20 protein-coding genes are annotated in these 19020 nt (G+C 73.7%); 16 read left to right on the forward strand and 4 right to left on the reverse strand.

The genetic code is table 11. From position 1 onward, the window contains the following. The first annotated feature begins 44 nt into the window (after positions 1 to 44). From ACIGNX_RS26830 to ACIGNX_RS26865, 8 genes are all read left to right on the forward strand, one after another. Entirely contained in the window at positions 45 to 1109 is a 1065-nt protein-coding gene (locus ACIGNX_RS26830) for a sensor histidine kinase (RefSeq protein ID WP_396543469.1), read from the forward strand. Next, a complete protein-coding gene (locus ACIGNX_RS26835; RefSeq protein WP_396543470.1) occupies positions 1102 to 2280 on the forward strand; it encodes a hypothetical protein in 1179 nt (392 codons plus the stop codon). The genes ACIGNX_RS26830 and ACIGNX_RS26835 overlap by 8 nt, the downstream gene beginning before the upstream one ends. Continuing rightward, positions 2265 to 2915, forward strand: coding sequence for a response regulator (locus ACIGNX_RS26840; protein ID WP_396543471.1), 651 nt, complete (start codon positions 2265 to 2267; stop codon positions 2913 to 2915). The genes ACIGNX_RS26835 and ACIGNX_RS26840 overlap by 16 nt, the downstream gene beginning before the upstream one ends. 163 nt (positions 2916 to 3078) lie before the next feature. Further along, on the forward strand, positions 3079 to 3591 hold the full coding sequence (locus ACIGNX_RS26845; RefSeq protein ID WP_396543472.1) for a hypothetical protein: 513 nt from the start codon (positions 3079 to 3081) through the stop codon (positions 3589 to 3591). Between the two features lie 52 nt (positions 3592 to 3643). Continuing rightward, positions 3644 to 4132, forward strand: a complete 489-nt coding sequence (locus ACIGNX_RS26850; RefSeq protein WP_396543473.1) for a MarR family winged helix-turn-helix transcriptional regulator — start codon at positions 3644 to 3646, stop codon at positions 4130 to 4132. Positions 4133 to 4205: 73 nt separating this feature from the next. Then, positions 4206 to 5633 carry a DHA2 family efflux MFS transporter permease subunit gene (locus ACIGNX_RS26855; protein ID WP_396543474.1) on the forward strand — a complete coding sequence of 476 codons (1428 nt, stop codon included), beginning with the start codon at positions 4206 to 4208 and terminating at the stop codon, positions 5631 to 5633. Positions 5634 to 5657: 24 nt separating this feature from the next. Next, positions 5658 to 6107, forward strand: a complete 450-nt coding sequence (locus ACIGNX_RS26860) for a pyridoxamine 5'-phosphate oxidase family protein (protein WP_396543475.1) — start codon at positions 5658 to 5660, stop codon at positions 6105 to 6107. A 58-nt stretch (positions 6108 to 6165) separates the two neighbouring features. Then, positions 6166 to 7368 (forward strand): MFS transporter, encoded by a 1203-nt coding sequence (locus ACIGNX_RS26865; protein WP_396543476.1) that lies wholly within the window; start codon positions 6166 to 6168, stop codon positions 7366 to 7368. A gap of 1 nt (position 7369) precedes the next feature. Here ACIGNX_RS26865 and ACIGNX_RS26870 read toward each other — a convergent pair whose 3' ends face one another. Then, on the reverse strand, positions 7370 to 8182 hold the full coding sequence (locus ACIGNX_RS26870; protein ID WP_396543477.1) for an alpha/beta fold hydrolase: 813 nt from the start codon (positions 8180 to 8182) through the stop codon (positions 7370 to 7372). Positions 8183 to 8256: 74 nt separating this feature from the next. Between ACIGNX_RS26870 and ACIGNX_RS26875 the strand changes: the two genes are divergently transcribed. The 4 genes from ACIGNX_RS26875 to ACIGNX_RS26890 are packed head-to-tail and all read left to right on the forward strand — an operon-like array spanning position 8257 to position 12638. Further along, positions 8257 to 9285, forward strand: coding sequence for a sigma-70 family RNA polymerase sigma factor (locus ACIGNX_RS26875; protein WP_396543478.1), 1029 nt, complete (start codon positions 8257 to 8259; stop codon positions 9283 to 9285). A 54-nt stretch (positions 9286 to 9339) separates the two neighbouring features. Next, a complete protein-coding gene (locus tag ACIGNX_RS26880) occupies positions 9340 to 9789 on the forward strand; it encodes a helix-turn-helix transcriptional regulator (RefSeq protein WP_396543479.1) in 450 nt (149 codons plus the stop codon). A 5-nt stretch (positions 9790 to 9794) separates the two neighbouring features. Further along, positions 9795 to 10205 carry a VOC family protein gene (locus ACIGNX_RS26885; protein ID WP_396543480.1) on the forward strand — a complete coding sequence of 137 codons (411 nt, stop codon included), beginning with the start codon at positions 9795 to 9797 and terminating at the stop codon, positions 10203 to 10205. 51 nt (positions 10206 to 10256) lie between these two features. Beyond that, positions 10257 to 12638, forward strand: a complete 2382-nt coding sequence (locus tag ACIGNX_RS26890; RefSeq protein WP_396543481.1) for an ATP-binding cassette domain-containing protein — start codon at positions 10257 to 10259, stop codon at positions 12636 to 12638. A 213-nt stretch (positions 12639 to 12851) separates the two neighbouring features. Here the strand turns inward: ACIGNX_RS26890 and ACIGNX_RS26895 are convergent, their stop codons facing one another. Both ACIGNX_RS26895 and ACIGNX_RS26900 read right to left on the reverse strand, forming a co-directional pair. Beyond that, positions 12852 to 14372: an alpha-N-arabinofuranosidase gene (locus tag ACIGNX_RS26895; protein ID WP_396543482.1), complete on the reverse strand. Its 1521-nt coding sequence runs from the start codon at positions 14370 to 14372 to the stop codon at positions 12852 to 12854. Between the two features lie 7 nt (positions 14373 to 14379). Continuing rightward, a complete protein-coding gene (locus ACIGNX_RS26900; protein ID WP_396543483.1) occupies positions 14380 to 14952 on the reverse strand; it encodes a carbohydrate ABC transporter permease in 573 nt (190 codons plus the stop codon). Between the two features lie 376 nt (positions 14953 to 15328). Between ACIGNX_RS26900 and ACIGNX_RS26905 the strand changes: the two genes are divergently transcribed. Beyond that, complete coding sequence (locus ACIGNX_RS26905) at positions 15329 to 16366, forward strand: LacI family DNA-binding transcriptional regulator (RefSeq protein ID WP_396543484.1); 1038 nt, start codon at positions 15329 to 15331, stop codon at positions 16364 to 16366. A 78-nt stretch (positions 16367 to 16444) separates the two neighbouring features. On the opposite strand, the gene ACIGNX_RS26910 is transcribed toward ACIGNX_RS26905, so the two are convergent. Then, the gene (locus ACIGNX_RS26910) at positions 16445 to 16828 is read right to left on the reverse strand and encodes a hypothetical protein (RefSeq protein WP_396543485.1); all 384 of its coding nucleotides are present in this window, start codon (positions 16826 to 16828) and stop codon (positions 16445 to 16447) included. A gap of 67 nt (positions 16829 to 16895) precedes the next feature. On the opposite strand from ACIGNX_RS26910, the gene ACIGNX_RS26915 reads away from it, so the two are divergent. The 3 genes from ACIGNX_RS26915 to ACIGNX_RS26925 all read left to right on the forward strand — a co-directional run bounded on the left by ACIGNX_RS26915 (position 16896) and on the right by ACIGNX_RS26925 (position 18977). Beyond that, complete coding sequence (locus ACIGNX_RS26915) at positions 16896 to 17225, forward strand: hypothetical protein (protein WP_396543486.1); 330 nt, start codon at positions 16896 to 16898, stop codon at positions 17223 to 17225. A 119-nt stretch (positions 17226 to 17344) separates the two neighbouring features. Continuing rightward, positions 17345 to 18538, forward strand: coding sequence for a serine hydrolase domain-containing protein (locus ACIGNX_RS26920; RefSeq protein WP_396543487.1), 1194 nt, complete (start codon positions 17345 to 17347; stop codon positions 18536 to 18538). Between the two features lie 67 nt (positions 18539 to 18605). Further along, entirely contained in the window at positions 18606 to 18977 is a 372-nt protein-coding gene (locus ACIGNX_RS26925; protein WP_396543488.1) for an RNA-binding S4 domain-containing protein, read from the forward strand. Positions 18978 to 19020 lie beyond the last annotated feature (43 nt).

Consider the following 19020-nt stretch of genomic DNA (forward strand, 5'->3'; position numbering starts at 1 on the left):
AAGTCGGGGGTCGGCCCGGCACGGCGTGCGGCTAGGGTCGCCGCATGCCGGGGCAGGTCGAGACCGAACTGCTGACCGCCGTGGCGCGGTTCGGAGGGCCGGTCCGCGCGGTCGTCGTCACGGTGATCAGCGCGTTCGGCGTGCTGTCCGTGCCGACCGAGGCCCTGCCGCTGGGCCTGGGGCTGTTCGGCCTGGTCCTGGTCGGCGCGGTGGCGGACTTCGGGTCGCCGCGCGCGGCGCTGGTGCTGGCCGTGGTCCGGGTGGTGGCGCTGTGCGCGGCGCAGGACCAGCTCGGCGGCACGGGCCAGTGGACGGTGAACGTGCTCACCACCACGGCGATCACGGTGCAGTGGGAGTGGTCGCCCGGGGTCGCCGTGCCGACGACGGCCGCCTTGCTGGTCGCGCACGGCGTCCTCGTGGGGTGGGACGGCGCGACCGTGCTGCGGGTCGTGGTGGAGTGCGTGCTGGCGCGGTCGGCGTTCCGGCTGCTGCGCCGGTCCTCGCGGCGGGTGGACGAGCTGCGCACGCGGCGGGCCGCGCTGGAACGGGCCGAGGCGGTGGCGTTGGAGCGGCGCGCGCGGGAGCGGGAGTACCTGGCGCTGCTGCACGACACGGCGTCGGCGACGTTCCTGGTGGTGGCGGTGAACGGGCGGGAGGCCGACCCGGCGGAGGTCGCCGGGTTCGCGCGCCGCGACCTGGAGCTGCTCACCGGCACCTCGGGGGTGCGCCGGGACAGCTCCGTGGACGTCGGCTCGGCGCTGCGGGCGGTGGTGGAGCGCAGCCCGCTGGACGTGGACGTGCGGTCCGAGCCCGTCCTGGTGCCCGCCTCGGTGGCGCTGGCGCTGGTGCGGGCGGTGCGGGAGGCGTTGGTGAACGTCGAGCGGCACTCGGGCGCGCGGGCGGCGCGGGTGCGGGTGCGCGCGGTCGGGGACGGGGTCCAGGTGCTGGTCGCCGACGAGGGGCGCGGGTTCGACGTGGCCGCGGTCTCCGCCCACCGCCGGGGCATCCGCGGGTCGGTGGTGGAGCGGGTGGCGGCGGTGGGCGGCCGGGCCGCGATCACGTCCCGGCCGGGTCGGACGACGGTGCGGCTGGAGTGGCCGGGTGGCTGACCGCGACCGGGGTGCGTACCCCGGGCACCCCGACGACAGCCGGCCCAACAACAGCCGCACCGACGACAGCCGCACCGACGACAGCCGCACCGACGACAGCGGCGAGGCCGAGGCGCACGTGTTCGCCGGCCTGCGGCTGGTCCTGCTCGGCGTCACGGCCGTGATCCAGCCCAGCCTGGGCGTCGGGCCGCTCCTGGCGCTGAACCCGCACCCGGCGGCGCGGGTCGCGTTCGCGGTGCCCGCGCTGGTCACGCTGCTGTGCGCGGTGTGGGTGGTGCGGCGGCGGGCGTTGCCTCGGGTCGTCGCGTTCGGCGGCGCGGCGGCGGTGCTGGCGGCGTCCGCGGTCGCCACGGCGACGCTGCCGCCGGACGCCCACTTCGGGCCGGCGCACTGGTCGTACGGGTTGGTCGGGTGGCACCTGCTGCTGTTGCTGCTGGACCGGGTCCCGGTGCTGCTCGCCGCCCAGGCCGCGCACCTCGTGCTCAGCCTGGGCCAGTGGTTGCTCGCGGGCGTCCCGGACCGGGCCGAGGTCGGCGCCGCCGGTGTCGTGGTGCTCAGCGTGACGAGCTTCCAGCTCGCGGTCGTGGTGATGTCGAGGTTCATGCTGCGCACGGCCCGGCAGGCCGCCGAGGTCGCCGCCGAGCGGGAGCGCGCCGCGACCCGGGCCGCGCTGGCGGAGCAGTGGGAGCAGGACCTGCGCGCCGGGTTCGCCGGGCACCTCGGCGCGACGCTGCCGCTGCTCGCCGACCTCGCCGACGGCGTGCTCGACCCGCGGGACGAGGACACGAGGCGGCGGTGCGCGCTCGCCGCCACCCAGTTGCGCCGCCTGTTCGCCGAGAACGACGACGTGCCCGACCCGCTGGTGCACGAGGTCACGGCGTGCGTGCACGTCGCGGAGCGGCGCGGGGTGGCGGTGTCGCTCGCGGTCAGCGGCGCGCCGGTGCCCGTGCCGACCGACGTGCGCCGGGAGCTGACCGGGCCGCTGGCGGAGGCGTTGTCGGCGGCCCGGGAGCGGGCGCGGGTGAGCCTGCTGCGCACCGGCTCCGAGGTGCGGGTGGCGGTGGTCGCCGACGCCGGTGTCGAGCTGGGAACCGCGACGGGCCGCGTGGAGGTCGAATGCGGCACGTACGGTCGGCACACGCGGATGGAGGCCCGATGGCGGACGAGCTGAGCGCGGTGGTGGTCGACGACCACCCGGCGGTGCGCGCGGGCGTCGCCTACTGGCTGTCGTCGGGCACGCCGCCGATCCGGGTGGTGGCGAGCGGGGAGGACGTGCGCTCGGCGTGGCTCGGCGAGGGCGCGCGGGCCGACGTGGTGATCCTCGACCTGCACCTGGGCGGTCCGACGCCGGTGCTCGGCGACCTGCGCCGGCTCGTGGAGGCGGGCAGGCGGGTGGTCGTGTACTCGATGCGCGCCGACGACGACATCGCGTTGCAGTGCCTCGAACTGGGCGCGTTGTGCTACCTGACCAAGGCGGAGGGCGCGGAGCACCTGGTGCAGGCGACCCGCGCGGCGGCGGAGGGCCGGCCGTACACGCCGCCGTCGCTGGCGGGCGCGTTGGCGGGCGACCGGTCCGACCACCGGCCCGCGCTGTCGGCGCGCGAGGTCGAGGTGCTGGTCGAGTGGTTCCAGTCGGAGTCCAAGGAGTTCGTGGCGCAGCGCCTGGGCATCTCGCTGAGCACGGTGAACTCGCACCTGGAGCGCATCCGGGTCAAGTACGCCCTGATCGGGCGGGAGGCGCCGACGAAGGCCGCGCTGGTGGCGCGGGCGATCCAGGACGGGCTGATCGGCGTGGACGACCTGTAGCGATCACCGATCGTGGCCGTGCGGTCACGGTGCGGTGAGGGGACACCGCCTCCTTCACATCGCTGTGATCACCGGAGGTGGCAGCCCATGAGGTCCCTCCCCCGCGCTGACCGCGTTCGCGTTCGCCGCGGGGCTCGCCGTCGCCACCCCGGCCGGCGCCGGCGTGGTCCCGCACTCCTCGCCGCACCTGGACAACCCGTACGCCGGGGCCCGCCCCCGCGTGAACCCGGAGCGGTCCGCCCACGCCGACGCCGAACCGGGCGGCGCGGGCCACCCCACCGGGGTGTGGCTCGACCGGATAGCCGCCGTCGCGGGCCTGCGCACCCACCTCGACCGGGCGGTGCGCCAGGGCGCGAACCCGGTCCGGCTCGTCCTGCGGAACCTGCCCGGCCGCGACCGCGGACGGCTCGCCGCGCCGCGGCCGAACGTCGACGCGTACGCGTGGATGAAGCCGCTCGGCGAGTCCGACGGCGCGAGCACCCCGTCGCCCGCCGGGGACCGGGACCGGATGTGCGGCCCCGACCACACCGGCCGGCCCGACGCGAGTCCCGACCACACCGGCCGGCCCGACGCGAGCCCGGAACCGAGCGGGGCGTGGCGGGACGCGGCACCGGCCGGGCAGTGGCACCCGGCGCAGTCCCAGGAGCTGCTGCGCAACGCCCACCCGCCCCGGTAGACCGGTTTCTCGCGGACGATCCGCCGCGGTCCGGATAGCTAGACTCGGGGCCATGTCCGCCATGGCCCCGACCCGCACCGAGTCCGACCTGTCGTTCCTGCTGGACCACACCGGTCACGTGCTGCGCACCCGCATCGCGGCGGCCCTGGCCGAGGTCGGCCTCACCGCCCGCATGCACTGCGTGCTCGTGCACGCCCTCCAGGAGGAGCGCACGCAGATCCAGCTGGCGGAGCTGGGCGACATGGACAAGACCACGATGGTGGTCACCGTCGACGCGCTGGAGAAGGCGGGCCTCGCCGAGCGCCGTCAGTCCGGCACCGACCGGCGGGCCCGGATCATCGCCGTCACCGAGAAGGGCGCGGAGCTGGCCCAGCGCAGCCAGCGGATCGTCGACGACGTGCACCGGGCGGCGCTCGACTCGCTGCCCGGCAAGGACCGCGAAGCGCTGCTGCACGCGCTGAACCTGCTGGTCAACGGCCACCTGGCCACCCCGGTCCCGGCACCGCAGACGGCCCGGCGGGCCCGGGAGACCACCAGATGAGCCCGAACCAGATTGTCTACTAAAAAACTATCCGCTACGGTCCCTCCTGTCGTCACCGAACCAGGAGAGCCCCATGTCGTCCTCGCTCGACGCCCCGCTCGGCGCGCCCCGGACCAACCGCCGGTCGGCGCTCGTCGTGCTGTCCGCCGCGATGCTCATGACCGTCCTCGACGGCAGCATCGTCACGGTCGCCCTGCCCGCCATCCAGCGTGACCTGGGCTTCTCCCCCGCCGGCCTGAGCTGGACCGTCAACGCCTACCTGATCGCGTTCGGCGGCCTGCTGCTGCTCGCAGGCCGGCTCGGCGACCTGGTCGGCCGCAAGGCGCTGTTCCTGGTCGGGAACGCCGTGTTCACCGTCGCCTCGCTGCTGGCGGGCGCGGCCACCACGCCCGGCCTGCTGGTCGCGGCCCGGTTCCTGCAGGGCGTGGGCAGCGCGATGGCGTCCGCGGTCGTGCTCGGCATCCTCGTCACCCTGTTCACCGACCCCGCCGAGCGGGCCGGGGCGATCGGCGTGTTCAGCTTCACCGGCGCGGCGGGCGCGTCCGTCGGCCAGGTGCTCGGCGGCGTGCTGACCGACGCGCTGAGCTGGCACTGGATCTTCCTCGTCAACCTGCCGATCGGCCTGGCGACCGTGCTGGTGGCGATCCGCGTGCTGCCGGCCGACCGGGGCGCGGGCCTGGCGGCGGGCGCGGACGTGCTCGGCGCGGCGCTGGTCACCGGCGGCCTGATGCTCGGCATCTACACCGTCGTGCAGGTCGAGGAGCACGGCTGGGCGTCGGCGCGCACGCTGGTCCTCGGCGCGGTGTCGGTCGCCTCGCTGGTCGCGTTCACCGTGCGGCAGGCGCGGGCGCGCACACCGTTGATGCCGCTGCGGATCCTGCGCTCCCGCAACGTGGTCGGGGCCAACCTCGCGCAGGTCCTCACCCTCTCGGCGATGTTCGCGTTCCAGGTCCTCGTCGCGCTGTTCATGCAGCGGGTGCTGGCCTACGGCGCCCTGGCCACCGGGCTCGCGATGCTGCCGGCGGCGGTCGTGATCGGCGGTGTGTCGCTGTTCGCCTCCGCCCGGCTGAACACCCGCTTCGGGGAACGGGCCGTGCTGCTGGTGGGCCTGGCCCTGCTGGCCGCCGCGATGGTGGAGCTGTCCACCGTCCCGGTCGACGCGGACTACGCCACCGACCTGCTGCCGGTCATGCTGCTGGTCACCGGGGCAGGGCTGGTGCTGCCCGCGCTCGCGTCGCTGGGCATGTCCGACGCGAAGCCCGACGAGGCGGGCCTGGTGTCGGGCCTGTTCAACACCACCCAGCAGGTCGGCATGGCGGTCGGCGTGGCCGTGCTGTCCACGGTGGCGGCGGAGCGGACCCGGCGGGAGCTGGCGGCGGGCGCCACCGAGCCGGTCGCGCTGACCGCCGGGTACCACGTGGCGTTCGCCCTCTCCGCGACCCTGCTGGTCGCCGCCTTCGTCGTCGCGCTGACCGTCCCGCGCAAGCGCGCCACCACCTGACCCGACCACCCGGAGGAGGTCGACGTGACCGCCAACCCCGGCCCCGCGCCCCGCACCCTCACCGACGGCGAACTGGTGGACCTGCTCGCCGGGCAGCGCTTCGGCGTGCCGGCCGCGCTGAGGCGCGACGGCCGTCCCCACCTGTCCACCGTGCTCTACCACTGGGACGCCGACGAGCGGGTGGTCCGCGTCTCCACCACCGCCGACCGCCTCAAGGCCCGCCGGATCAGGGCCGACCCGCGCGTCGCGCTGCACGTGAGCGGACCGGACGTGTGGTCGTTCGCGACCGCGGAGGGCGAGGCGGAGCTGGTGGAGGACACCGACGGCGACGAGCCGGACCGACGCCTCACCATCACCTTCGCCTCTACGGCACGGCTTTGGACCTCCCGGAGCCGGAGGGGACGACCGTGTGAGCAGCGGCACGCGGTGGGGGCGCGGGACGGGGTGGGCCGGGCGGTAAAATCGTTTCCGTAGCTAAGAACCTCTCGTCGCGCGGTCACTGTCGACTCGGGACAGCTGACAGGAGCGGCGCATGACGGTGACAGCGGAGGCCACGACGACCCGCCGCGGCGGCAGGAACGGCGGGGCCGCGATGTTCGCCCTCGCGCTCGGCGGGTTCGGCATCGGCACCACCGAGTTCGCCACCATGGGCCTGCTGCCGCAGGTGGCGGCGACGTTCGACATCTCCATCCCCACCGCGGGCCACGCGATCAGCCTCTACGCGCTCGGCGTGGTGGTCGGCGCGCCGCTCATCGCCGGGCTCGCCGCCAAGCTGCCGCGCAAGGGCCTGCTGATCGGGCTCACCCTGGCCCTCGCCCTGGGCAACGGGCTGTCCGCGATCGCGCCGAACACCGCCCTGCTGATGACCGCCCGGTTCGTCGCCGGGCTGCCGCACGGCGCGTTCTTCGGCATCGCCGCCGTCGTCGCGACGACCCTGGTGCCGCCGGAGCGGCGCGGCACGGCGGTCGCCCGGATCATGGTCGGCCTGACCGTGGCCAACCTGGTCGGCGTGCCGGTGGCCACGGCCGCCGGGCAGCAGATCGGGTGGCGGGTCGCCTACCTCGCGGTCACGGCGATCGCCCTCGTCACGGCGCTGGCGCTGGCCGGGTGGTTGCCGCGCGTGCCCGCCGCCAAGGGCGCGAGCGTCGCCGCCGAGCTGAGCGCGTTCCGCCGGCCGCAGGTGTGGTTCGCGCTGCTCACCGGCATGATCGGGTTCGGCGGCATGTTCGCCGTCTACTCCTACATCTCCCCCATCACCACCGAGGTCACCGCGCTGTCGGCGTCCGCCGTGCCGTGGGTGCTCGCGGTGTTCGGGCTCGGCATGACGATCGGCGCGACGGTCGGCGGCCGGTTCGTGGACCGCTCGGTCATGGGCACGGTGTTCGGCGCGCTGGTCGCCGTCACAGTCGTGCTCGTGGTGTTCGCGCTGACCGCGACCTCGCCCGTGATGGCGTTCGCCACCGTGTTCCTGATCGGGCTCGTGTCGCAGGTCCTCGCCTCCGCGCTCCAGGTGCGGCTGATGGACGCCTCGCCGGACGCGCCGTCGCTGGCCTCGTCGTCCAACCACTCCGCGTTGAACATCGCCAACGGGGCGGGCGCGTGGCTGGGTGGCCTGGCGATCGGCGCGGGCTGGGGCTACACGTCCACCGCGTGGGTCGGCGTGGCGCTGAGCCTGGCCGGGCTGGCGGTGGCCGCCCTGTCGGTCGTGGTCGACCACCGCCGCGTGCGCGCCTGACTCAGCCCTCCCGCAGCACCTCGCGCAGCCGTGCGCCGAACCGCCGCGGGTCGTCGGCGAACCCGACGTGACCGCCCGGGAACCGGGTCGGCTCGACGCCCAGTCCCTCGGCCAACGCCTCGGACGTCCGCTCGCACAGCTCGCCGCCCGAGTCCTCGCCGATGCCGACCACGAGCCGGGTCGACGCCGACCGCAGCGCGTCGAGGTCCGGCACCCACCGGACCGTGGGCCGCAGCATGTGCTCGTACTGGAACCGCTCGTCGGCGAGGCCCTGAGGTCCGGGGTCGCCGCCGAACACCTGCTCGACCACCTCGTCGGGCATCCTGATGTTCGCGATGGCGAGGAACTGCCGCCACGCGCCGAGCCGGTCGCCGGTCCGATAGGTGGCGACCATCTCGTCGGTGCGCCGCAGCAGGTCCGCGCGGTCGGGCACGAGCTGGTCCAGCGGCGGCTCGTGCGCGATCACGGTGTGCGCCAGGTCCAGGTGCGCCTGCGCGAGAGCCAGCGCGCTGACCGCGCCGCCGCTGGACCCGAGCACCGCGGCCGGGCCCGCGTCGACGTGCCGGACGAGCCGGGCCAGGTCGTCCGCGCGCAGCTCCGGCGTGGCGTCGCGGTCCGGGTCGTCCACCGCGCTGCGGTTGATGCCGCGCGGGTCCGTGGTGAGCACGGTGTGGTCCACGGCGAGCAGGTCGGCCAGCGGCTCGAAGGCCCGCGCGTCCATCGGCGCGCCGACGAGCACGAGCAACGGGCCGTCGCCGCGCACCTCGTAGTGCAGCAGCGCGTCGGGCACGCGCAGGGTGTCGGTGGTGGTCATCGTGGTCCTCCTGGGTCGGTCCGAAGTGCCCGGTCGACGGTGGTGACCGTCCGCGTGGGGCAGAATCGTCGCTCGTGGGCGAAGTTCTGCCGGTGATCTCCGCGACCGAGGCCGGGGACGCCGACCTGGTGGCGCGGGCGCGGGCGGGTGACGGCGAGGCGTTCACGCGCCTGGTCGAACCGCTGCGCCGCGAGCTGCACGCCCACTGCTACCGCATGCTCGGGTCCACCCACGACGCCGACGACGCGCTCCAGGACGCGCTGCTGCGGGCGTGGCGCGGGCTGGCGGGCTTCGAGGGCCGGTCCTCGCTGCGCTCCTGGCTGTACGCGGTGTCCACCCGCACGTGCCTGGACGCCGTGGCGAGCCGCGGTCGGCGCGCCCTGCCGATGGACCTGGGACCGGCGAGCGGCCACGCGGTGCTCGACAACCCGCCCGCGCCGGACGTGGCGTGGCTCGGGCCGTACCCGGACGATGAGCCGGCCGGGCGCTGCGCGCGGCGCGAGTCGGTGGAGCTGGCCTTCGTCGCCGCCCTCCAGCACCTGCCCGGCAACCAGCGGGCGGCGCTGCTGCTGTTCGAGGTGCTCGGGTTCGCGGCGGCCGAGATCGCCGCCATGATGGGCACCTCCACCACGTCGGTGAACTCGGCGCTGGCCCGCGCCCGCCGGGTCGTGGCGGAGCGGGTGCCCGAACCCGGCGGGCAGCGGGCGGTGCGGCTCCTCGGCGACGCGCGGGTGCGGCAGGTCGTGGCCGACTACGCGACCGCGCTGGAACGCGGTGACGCCGACCTGCTCGTCGCCCTGCTGACCGAGGACGTCACCTGGTCGATGCCGCCGATGCGGCACTGGTACCGGGGCATCGGGGCGGTCACCGACTTCGCCGTGCGCGTGCCGCTCACCTCCTGCCCGCCGTGGCGGCACCTGCCGACGAGCGCCAACGGCCTGCCCGCCGTCGCCTGCTACCTGTGGGACGAGGGCGCGGGCGCGCACCTGGCGTGGTCGATCGACGTGCTGACCCTGCGGCGGGACGGGCGGATCGCCGCGATCACGTCCTTCGTGGACGCCGGTCACTTCCCCGCGTTCGGGTTGCCCGCCTCGCTGCCCTGATCGCATCGCGCGGATCGCCTGCCCCGCCCGCCTCCGTGTGGCACGATCGGGTGGGTGACCAGCAGACCGGCCCCGGCGCACCGCCTCGGCGACCTGGCCCGGTTGCGCCGCGTCCGCGACCGGATCGACCGCGAGTACGCCCAGCCGCTGGACGTCGAGGCCCTCGCCCGCGGCGTGGCGATGTCCGCCGGGCACCTCAGCCGCCAGTTCCGGCTCGCCTACGGCGAGTCACCGTACTCGTACCTGATGACGCGGCGGATCGAGCGCGCGATGGCGTTGTTGCGGCGCGGCGACCTGAGCGTCACGGAGGTGTGCTTCGCGGTCGGCTGCTCGTCGCTGGGCACGTTCAGCACCCGGTTCACCGAGCTGGTCGGCGTGCCGCCCAGCGTCTACCGGCAGGAGGCGGCGCACGAGGCGGCGGGCATGCCGGCGTGCGTGGCCAAGCAGGTCACCAGACCGGTCAGGAATCGAGAAGCGCCGCCGGGACGGGCGAACCTAGCGTGATCGCCATGGACATCACCATTCACCAGACGTTCCTCCCGCAGGACGACCCGGACGCCGCCCTGTCGTTCTACCGCGACACCCTCGGCTTCGAGGTCCGCAACGACGTCGGCTACGAGGGCCTGCGGTGGATCACCGTCGGTCCCGTCGGCCAGCCGGACACCTCCGTCGTGCTGCACCCGCCCGCCGTCGACCCGGGCGTCACGGAGGAGGAGCGCCGCACCGTCACCGAGATGATGGCCAAGGGCACCTACGCCGCCATCAACCTCGCCACCAAGGACCTCGACGGCACGTTCGACCGGCTCCAGGCGGGCGGCGCGGAGGTCGTGCAGGAGCCGACCGAGCACCCCTACGGCGTCCGCGACTGCGCGTTCCGCGACCCGGCCGGCAACCTGGTCCGCATCCAGCAGCTGCGCTAGACCGTCCACACCCGACCCGCCGCGCGCGCCCGCACAACCGATGGAGACACGATGAGCAAGGCCACGAGGACGGAAGCCGAACCGCACCTCGCCGACCGGCACGACCTGATCCGCGTGCAGGGCGCGCGCGTGAACAACCTCAAGGACGTCAGCGTCGAGATCCCGAAGCGCCGCCTCACGGTGTTCACCGGGGTCTCCGGCTCGGGCAAGAGCTCGCTGGTGTTCGGCACGATCGCCGCCGAGTCGCAGCGGATGATCAACGAGACCTACAGCGCTTTCGTGCAGGGCTTCATGCCGTCGCTGGCGCGGCCCGAGGTCGACGTGCTCGACGGCCTCACCACGGCGATCATCGTCGACCAGGAGCGGTTGGGCGCGAACCCCCGGTCCACGGTCGGCACCGTCACCGACGCCAACGCGATGCTGCGCATCCTGTTCAGCAGGCTCGGCACGCCGCACATCGGCCCGCCCAACGCGTTCTCGTTCAACGTGCCGTCGGTGCGGGCCACCGGCGCGATCACCGTCGAGCGCGGTGGCCGGACCAAGGCGGAGAAGGCGACGTTCAACCGCCTCGGCGGCATGTGCCCGCGCTGCGAGGGCATGGGCTCGGTCAACGACATCGACCTCGCCGCGCTGTACGACGACACCAAGTCCCTCAACGAGGGCGCGCTGACCATCCCGGGCTACAGCATGGACGGCTGGTACGGCCGCATCTTCCGCGGCTGCGGCTTCTTCGACCCCGACAAGCCGATCCGGAAGTACAACAAGCGGGAACTGCACGACCTGCTGCACAAGGAGCCGACGAAGATCAAGGTCGAGGGCATCAACCTGACCTACTCGGGTTTGATCCCGTCGATCCAGAAGTCGTACCTGTCCAAGGACGTCGACGCGCTCCAGCCGCACATCCGCGCGTTCGTCGAGCGGGCCGTGACGTTCACGACCTGCCCCGACTGCGACGGCACGCGCCTGGCGCAGGAGGCCCTGTCGTCCAAGATCGAGGGTCGCAACATCGCCGACCTGTGCCGGATGCAGATCAGCGACCTCGCCGACTGGGTGCGCGAGCTGGACGAGCCGTCGGTGGCCCCGCTGCTGGCGAACCTGCGGCGCACGCTGGACTCGTTCGTGGACATCGGGCTCGGCTACCTGTCGCTGGACCGGCCGTCGGGCACGCTGTCGGGCGGCGAGGCGCAGCGCACCAAGCTGATCCGCCACCTCGGCTCCTCGCTCACCGACGTCACCTACGTCTTCGACGAGCCCACCATCGGCCTGCACCCGCACGACATCCAGCGGATGAACGACCTGCTGCGGCAGTTGCGGGACAAGGGCAACACCGTGCTGGTGGTGGAGCACAAGCCCGAGGTGATCGCGATCGCCGACCACGTCGTGGACCTCGGTCCCGGCGCGGGCACGGGCGGTGGCGAGGTGGTGTTCGAGGGGACGGTCGAGGGGCTGCGCGCGGCGGACACCCTCACCGGGCGGCACCTGGACTACAAGGCGTCGGTGAAGCCGTCCGTGCGGACGCCGTCCGGGGCGCTGGAGGTGCGCGGGGCGAACGCGCACAACCTGCGTGACGTGGACGTGGACGTCCCGCTCGGGGTGCTGTGCGTGCTGACCGGCGTGGCGGGTTCGGGCAAGAGCTCGCTGGTGCACGGCTCGGTCGCCGGGCGTGACGGCGTGGTCGTCATCGACCAGGGTGCGATCCGCGGGTCGCGGCGCAGCAACCCGGCCACCTACACGGGGCTGCTCGAACCGATCCGCAAGGCGTTCGCCAAGGCCAACGGCGTGAAGCCCGCGCTGTTCAGCTCGAACTCCGAGGGCGCCTGCCCCACGTGCAACGGCGCGGGCGTCATCTACACCGAGCTGGGCGTGATGGCGACGGTCGAGACGACGTGCGACGACTGCGAGGGCAGGCGGTTCCAGGCGTCGGTGCTGGAGTACGGGTTCGGCGGGCGGAACATCGCCGAGGTGCTCGCGATGTCGGCGGTCGAGGCGGAGGCGTTCTTCGGCGAGGGCGAGGCGCGCACCCCGGCCGCGCACAAGGTCCTCGACCGGCTCGTGGACGTGGGCCTGGGGTACCTGACGCTGGGCCAGCCGCTGACCACGCTGTCCGGCGGCGAGCGGCAGCGGCTCAAGCTGGCCGCCCAGATGGCCGAGAAGGGCGACGTCTACGTGCTGGACGAGCCGACCACCGGCCTGCACCTGGCCGACGTGGAGCAGCTGCTGGGCCTGCTCGACCGGTTGGTGGACTCCGGCAAGTCGGTCATCGTGATCGAGCACCACCAGGCCGTGATGGCGCACGCGGACTGGATCATCGACCTCGGCCCGGGCGCGGGCCACGACGGCGGCCGCGTCGTCTTCGAGGGCACCCCGGCCGACCTGGTCGCCAACCCGACCACCCTGACCGGCCAACACCTCGCCACCTACGTCACCCCCTGACCCCCCCTACGCGAGAGTCCAACCTCCAGCCCTCGTGAGTCGTACCTCCAGCCCCCGTGAGTCCTACGTCCAGGTCTCGTGAGTCCTACGTTCGCGACCCCCGAGTTCAACGCTCACGACTAACGGCGTGAGCCGCGAGCGTTGAACTCGGGGTGCCTGAACGTAGGACTCTCGGGCGCTGAACGTAGGACTCTCGCGGCCCGAAGGGACGACTCACGAGACCTGAGGGGACGACTCACGGGTCAGGCGGAACGCGGTCCAGGAGATCGGGGGGAGGACGGAGCGCAGCTCGCCGTCGGTCACGGAGGCCTCCTGCGGCTTCGGCACGACGCGGTTCGGGTCGGCCTCCGTGTTCGTCGCCGAACCGTCCAGGTCGTGCACCAGCCACGCCTCGGCCACCGCCACGTCACCGAACGCCGCCAGCCCCACCCGCAGGTCGACCGGCTCCGACAGGTGCCGGTTGACCACGAACACCACCGTCTCGCCGGTCTCCTCGTCGTGCGTGGCGACCGCGTCGACCACGGGCACGTCACCGTAACGCCGAGTCGCGTACGTCGGCGACGCCGTCTCCACCCGCAGCACGTTCCCCCGCGCCAACCTCGACGTCAGCGCGAACGGGTGGAAGGTCGTCTGCCGCCACGCCGGACCGCCCGGCTCGCTGAGGATGGGCGCGATCACGTTCACCAGCTGCGCCTGGCACGCCACCGCGACCCGGTCGCTGTGCCGCAGCAACGAGATCAGCAGGTTCCCGACCACCACGGCGTCGGTGACGTCGTACTGGTCCTCGATGACCCGCGGCGCGACCTCCCACCCGGTGCGCGGCTCGGCCTGGAACCGCTTCATGTACCAGACGTTCCACTCGTCGAACGACAGCGTGATCTTCTTGGTGCTCTTCAACCGCGCGCCGACCGCGTCCGCCGTCGCGACCACGCTGTCGATGAAGTGGTCCATGTCCACGGCCGAGGCGAGGAAGCTGTCCACGTCACCGTCGTGCACCTCGTAGTAGGCGTGCAGCGAGATGTGGTCCACCTGGTCGTACGCCAGCTCCAGCACGGTCGACTCCCACTCGCCGAACGTCGGCATGGACGAGCCGGAGCTGCCGCACGCCACCAGTTCCAGGTCCGGCTCGGCCTGCCGCAGCGCGCGGGCCGTCTCGGCGGCCAGTCGGCCGTACTCGTGCGCGGTCTTGTGGCCGAGCTGCCACGGCCCGTCCAGCTCGTTGCCCAGGCACCACAGCTTCACGCCGTGCGGCTGCTCGGACCCGTTGGCCCGGCGCAGGTCGGACAGGTGCGTGCCGCCCTCGTGGTTCAGGTACTCGTGCACGTCGAGCGCCTCGGCGACACCGCGGGTGCCGAGGTTCACCGCGTACATCACCTCCACGTCGGCCTTGCGCGCCCAGCGGACGAACTCGTCGATGCCGACCTCGTTGGTCTCGATGCTGTGCCAGGCCAGTTCCCGGCGCACCGGCCGTTGCGAGACGGGGCCGACGCCGTCCTCCCAGCGGTAGCCGGACACGAAGTTGCCGCCGGGGTAGCGGACCAGCTCGACCCCCAGTTCCCGGGTCAGCTCCAGCACGTCGCCCCGGAACCCGTCCTCGTCGGCGGTCGGGTGGCCGGGTTCGTAGATGCCGGTGTAGACGCACCGGCCCATGTGCTCGACGAACGAGCCGAAGAGCCGGCGGCGCACCGGGGCGATGACGTAGTCGGGGTTGAGGGCGAGCGAGGCGTTGAGCACGGGACTCCTACTTCAGGGCGCCCGCGGCCGCACCGCCGCGCCAGAAGCGCTGCAGCAGGACGAAGGCGACGACGAGCGGGACGATGGCCGGCAGCGAGCCGGTCACCACGAGGTTGAACAGCACGCGGGTGCCCGCCTCCTGCCGGGCGGTGTCGAACCAGGTGGGCAGGCCCGCGGTGAGGGGGTAGAGGTCGGCGTCGCCGGGCATCACGAGCGGCAGGAAGTAGTTGTCCCAGGTGGGGACCAGCGTGAACAGGAAGACGGTGACGATGGCGGGTCGCATCACCGGCACGGCGATCTGCCAGAAGATGCGCAGCTCGCCCGCCCGGTCGACGCGGGCGGCGTCGATCAGCTCCACCGGCACGCTCTCGGGCACGTACACGCGCACCAGGTACGCGCCGAACGGGCTGAGCAGCGACGGCAGGACGACCGCCCACATCGTGTCCGGGTACCAGGCCGGGACGGACACCATCACGGACACGCCCTCGTCGCCGCCGGCCCCGCCGCACGCGGCCGCGGCGAGCGGGCCGCAGGCGGCGAGCACCGCGCGGAGTTTCGCCGACCGGGTGGTGCCGAGCATGGGTGCGCCCTTTCCGTCACCGCATGCGGGCATGCGGGATCGCGATCACGGTGCGTGAGCGGACGTACGGGTGTGCGGTGACCCCGCGAGGCGCGTGCTGGTGCCCTGGGGTCGGGTCCGGTGTCGCACCACGATCGGCGGGTTCGGGTGAACCGGGAAGGTGACTGCCCCGCGGTGCCGGGTGTTGCTGCGCTGCAAAGCACTATGGACGGGCTTTTGCTGCGCTGCAAGACCTCGGGTGAAGTTAATCCGAACGAGATTCGGGGGTGGTGCGCGCCGCCCGCGGGCCGGGGCTTGTCGCGGTGCGGGTGGCCGGGCACACTGCTGCGCAGCGCCGTAGCGGTGGGCCGCCGCGCCGGCCCAACGGAGGACGACGATGCGCGACGCCACGCTGCGTGACGTAGCCGAGCTGGCGGGCGTGTCCGCGCGGACGGTCTCGAACGTGGTCAACGGCTACGCCCGGGTCACCGAGCGGACCCGCGTGAAGGTGCAGCGGGCGATCGAGGAGCTGGGCTACCGGCCGAACGTGCTCGCCCGGAACCTGGCCAACGGCCGGTCGGGGCAGATCGCCGTCGTCGTGCCGTACCTGGACACGCCGTACTTCGCCGAACTGCTCCAGGCGATCATCCCCAGGGCCCGCGAGCGCGGCTACAACGTGCTGATCGACCAGACCGACGGCGACCCGGCGCACGAGCGGGAGCTGATCCGGCGCGGTGCGCGGGCCCTGCTGTTCGACGGCATGATCTTCAGCCCGCTCGGCCTGGCGCAGGAGGACCTGGACGACGGCGACCCCGCGTTGCCGCTGGTGGTGCTCGGCGAACGCTCGTCGAACGGGTCGTTCGACCACGTGGGCATCGACGACGTGGCGGCGTCCCGCGAGGCCACCGCGCACCTGATCGGCCTGGGCAGGCGTCGCGTCGCCGCCATCGGCGACCAGCCGTACCCGACCGGGGAGGCCGCGCAGCTGCGCACGCGCGGGTTCCGGGAGGCGCACGCCGAGGCGGGGCTGGCGGTGGACGAGTCGTTGATCATCCCGACGCCGCGGTTCAACCGCGCCGACGGATCGGGCGCGATGCGCCTGCTGCTAGACCGGGACGACCCGCCGGACGCGGTGTTCTGCTACAGCGACCTGGTCGCGCTCGGGGCGCTGCACGAGGTGCTGGCGCGGGGGCTGCGGGTGCCCGAGGACGTCGCCCTGATCGGGTACGACGACATCGAGGACGGCCGCTACTCCAACCCGACGATCAGCACCGTCTCGCCGGACAAGGTGACCATCGCGGCCACGGCGGTGGACCGACTGCTGGCGCGCATCACCAGTCCCGAGCCGCTGGCGGGGATCGAGGTGCGCGCCGCCCACCGCCTGGTCCCCCGCCAGAGCACGCTGGGCCGGGCGGCTCCCGAGGGCCGGCGCTGACCACGGCGGTCATCGGGTCGACGGGCCGGTACGGGACGACGGGTCGTCGCCGGACCACCGCACCCGACCGACGGCCGCTCAGCCCTGAGCCCTCCTGTCCGGCCTCGGCAGCAGCAGGTGGACGGCGAACGCGGCGAGGGTGGTGAGGACGACCTGGTAGAAGGTGGAGAGGCGCAGGTCGCCGCCGACGGCGAACACCGCGTCGAGGCCGGTCGCGACCAGGCCCGCCAGCGTCAGCACGCCGGTCGCGTGCCAGCCGAAGAAGGCTGCCGACCAGGCGACCAGCGGCCAGCGGTTGCGGGTCGGGCGGCGCAGGACCAGGGAGGCGGAGAACGCGGCGGCGGCGTTGAAGGCCAGGCCGACGAAGCGCATCTCGGCGAGGTCGCCGGACAGCAGCGTGGCAACCGCTTGCGCCACGACGAGCGCCAGCACCGCCCAGCACCCGGCCCGAATCTTGTCCACGGCGCGGATGCTAGCCAACCCCGTCCGGGCCGCGTTTGCCCGCCGGGTCGCCGGGTAGCCGCCGGACATGAGCGATGACCTGCCCATCCCGGATTACGACCAGCTCGCCCTCGGTGACCTGCGGCACCGCGTCCGGTCGCTCACCAGGGAGCAGTTGGCCCGAGTCCTCGACCACGAGCGCGAGCACGGCGACCGCGTCCCGGTCGTCCAAATCCTGACGGCACGACTGGACGAACTGGACGGTGGCGCCGAGCCCTCCGGCGGCGACCAGCGCAACGCGCCCGGTGCCACGTCCACCCTGGGCGGCTCCCCCGTCTCCCCCGCCACCTCACCCGACGGGACCACGCCGCTGCGGCACGGCGTGGCCGGCCAGACGCCCTCACGCGGCCGACCCTGACCCGGGGGGTCGCGGAGTCGCCATGCTGTGGGTGGATCAAGTGATACACCCGGAGGGGTACGACGAATCGCGTCACAGGGTGACGACGCCGACACGAACCGTGCCTAGCGTTCAGCGTCATGAAACGACTCCTCGCGGCAGCGACGATCGCGGTCCTCACCCTGACCGCGGCGGGCGCGGCGGCCACCACCGCGCACCGCGCCGACACCAGGGCCCTGCAACGGCACGCCGACGCGCTGCTCGCCCAGGGCGCGCCGGGCGTGCTGGTCGAAGTGGACACACCGCACGGTGACGTGCGGGTGCGCAGCGGCCACGGCGACGTGGACCGCCGCACGCCGGTCCCGTGGCACGCGAAGTTCCGCATCGGCAGCTACACCAAGGCGTTCGTGGCCGCGACCGTGCTGCAACTGGTCGGCGAGGGCCGACTGTCCCTGGAGGACACGGTCGAGCACTGGCTGCCCGGCGTGGTGGCGGGGAACGGCAACGACGGCGCGCGGATCACCGTGCGGCAGCTGTTGCAGCACACCAGCGGCCTGGCCGACTACGTGGGCGAGATGCCCGAGCTGTTCTCGGAACAGGGGTTCGAGGGCGTCCGGTACCGGACGCTGACGCCCGAGCAGCTCGTCGCACTGGCCGTGCGGGAGAAGCCCGACTTCGCGCCCGGCGAGCAGTGGAGCTACTCGAACACCGGGTACGTCCTCGCCGGCATGATCGTCGAACGGGTCACCGGCACGTCGTGGCAGCACCAGGTGCGCACCCGCGTCGTCGAACCGCTGGGCCTGCGCGGCACGTACCTGCCGGGCACGTCGCCGATCGTGCCGAACCCGCACGCCACGGCCTACGAGCGGTTCCCGGAGAAGGGGCTGGAAGCCGACCCGCGGGACCCGCGGTGGGGACGGGCGGTCGACGTGACGCGGTACAACCCGTCGTGGGGCGGTGCGGCCGGCGGGATGATCAGCACGACCGAGGACGGCAACCGGTTCCTGCGGGCGCTCGTCGGCGGCGAGGTGCTGCGGCCGGCGCAGCTCGCCGAGATGACGACGACGGTGCGCGCGTCCCGGCTCGACCCGGCGTGGCCCGGCGCGCGCTACGGGCTGGGGCTGGTGTGGATTCCCAGCTCGTGCGGCGGCTACTGGGCGCACGGCGGTGACATCCCCGGCTTCATGACCCGCAACGGCGTGACGCCGGACGGCAGGCGCAGCGTGGTCGTGTCGGTCAACACCGACTCGATGGTGGCCGAGCCGAACGCGCCGACACCCGCCAGGGACAGCACGGCCGACCTGGTGGACCACGCCCTCTGCGGCCTGGGGTGACGCCCCCGGCGGTGGCGGTGCGCCACCGCCGTTCCGCGTCGCGGTCGGCACGGGCCATGATGTAGGCGTGGAGTCCACCCGTGTGGACCGCTGGCTGTGGGCGGTCCGGCTGACCAAGACCCGATCCGACGCCGCGGCGGCGTGCCGGGGTGGGCACGTGCGCGTCAACGACAAGCCGGCCAAGCCCGCCACGTCCGTGTCACCGGGTGACGAGGTCCGCGCCCGGGTGGGTGACCGCACCCGGGTCGTGGAGGTCGTCCGGGTGATCCAGAAGCGGGTCGGCGCCGCGGACGCCGTGGGCTGCTTCATCGACCACACCCCGCCGCCACCGCCGGCGACCGAGGCGCCCGCCCCCGTCGCCCGCCGGGAACGCGGCGCGGGGCGGCCCACCAAGCGGGAGCGGCGCGTGCTGGACAGGTTCCGCGGCGGCCTGCTCTGAGCCGACCGCTGCCGTTCGGGTGAACCGGACCCGGCCGCCTGAC

Source organism: Actinosynnema sp. NPDC053489, assembly GCF_044544865.1.
In the GTDB taxonomy this organism is placed as follows: Bacteria; Actinomycetota; Actinomycetes; order Mycobacteriales; family Pseudonocardiaceae; genus Actinosynnema.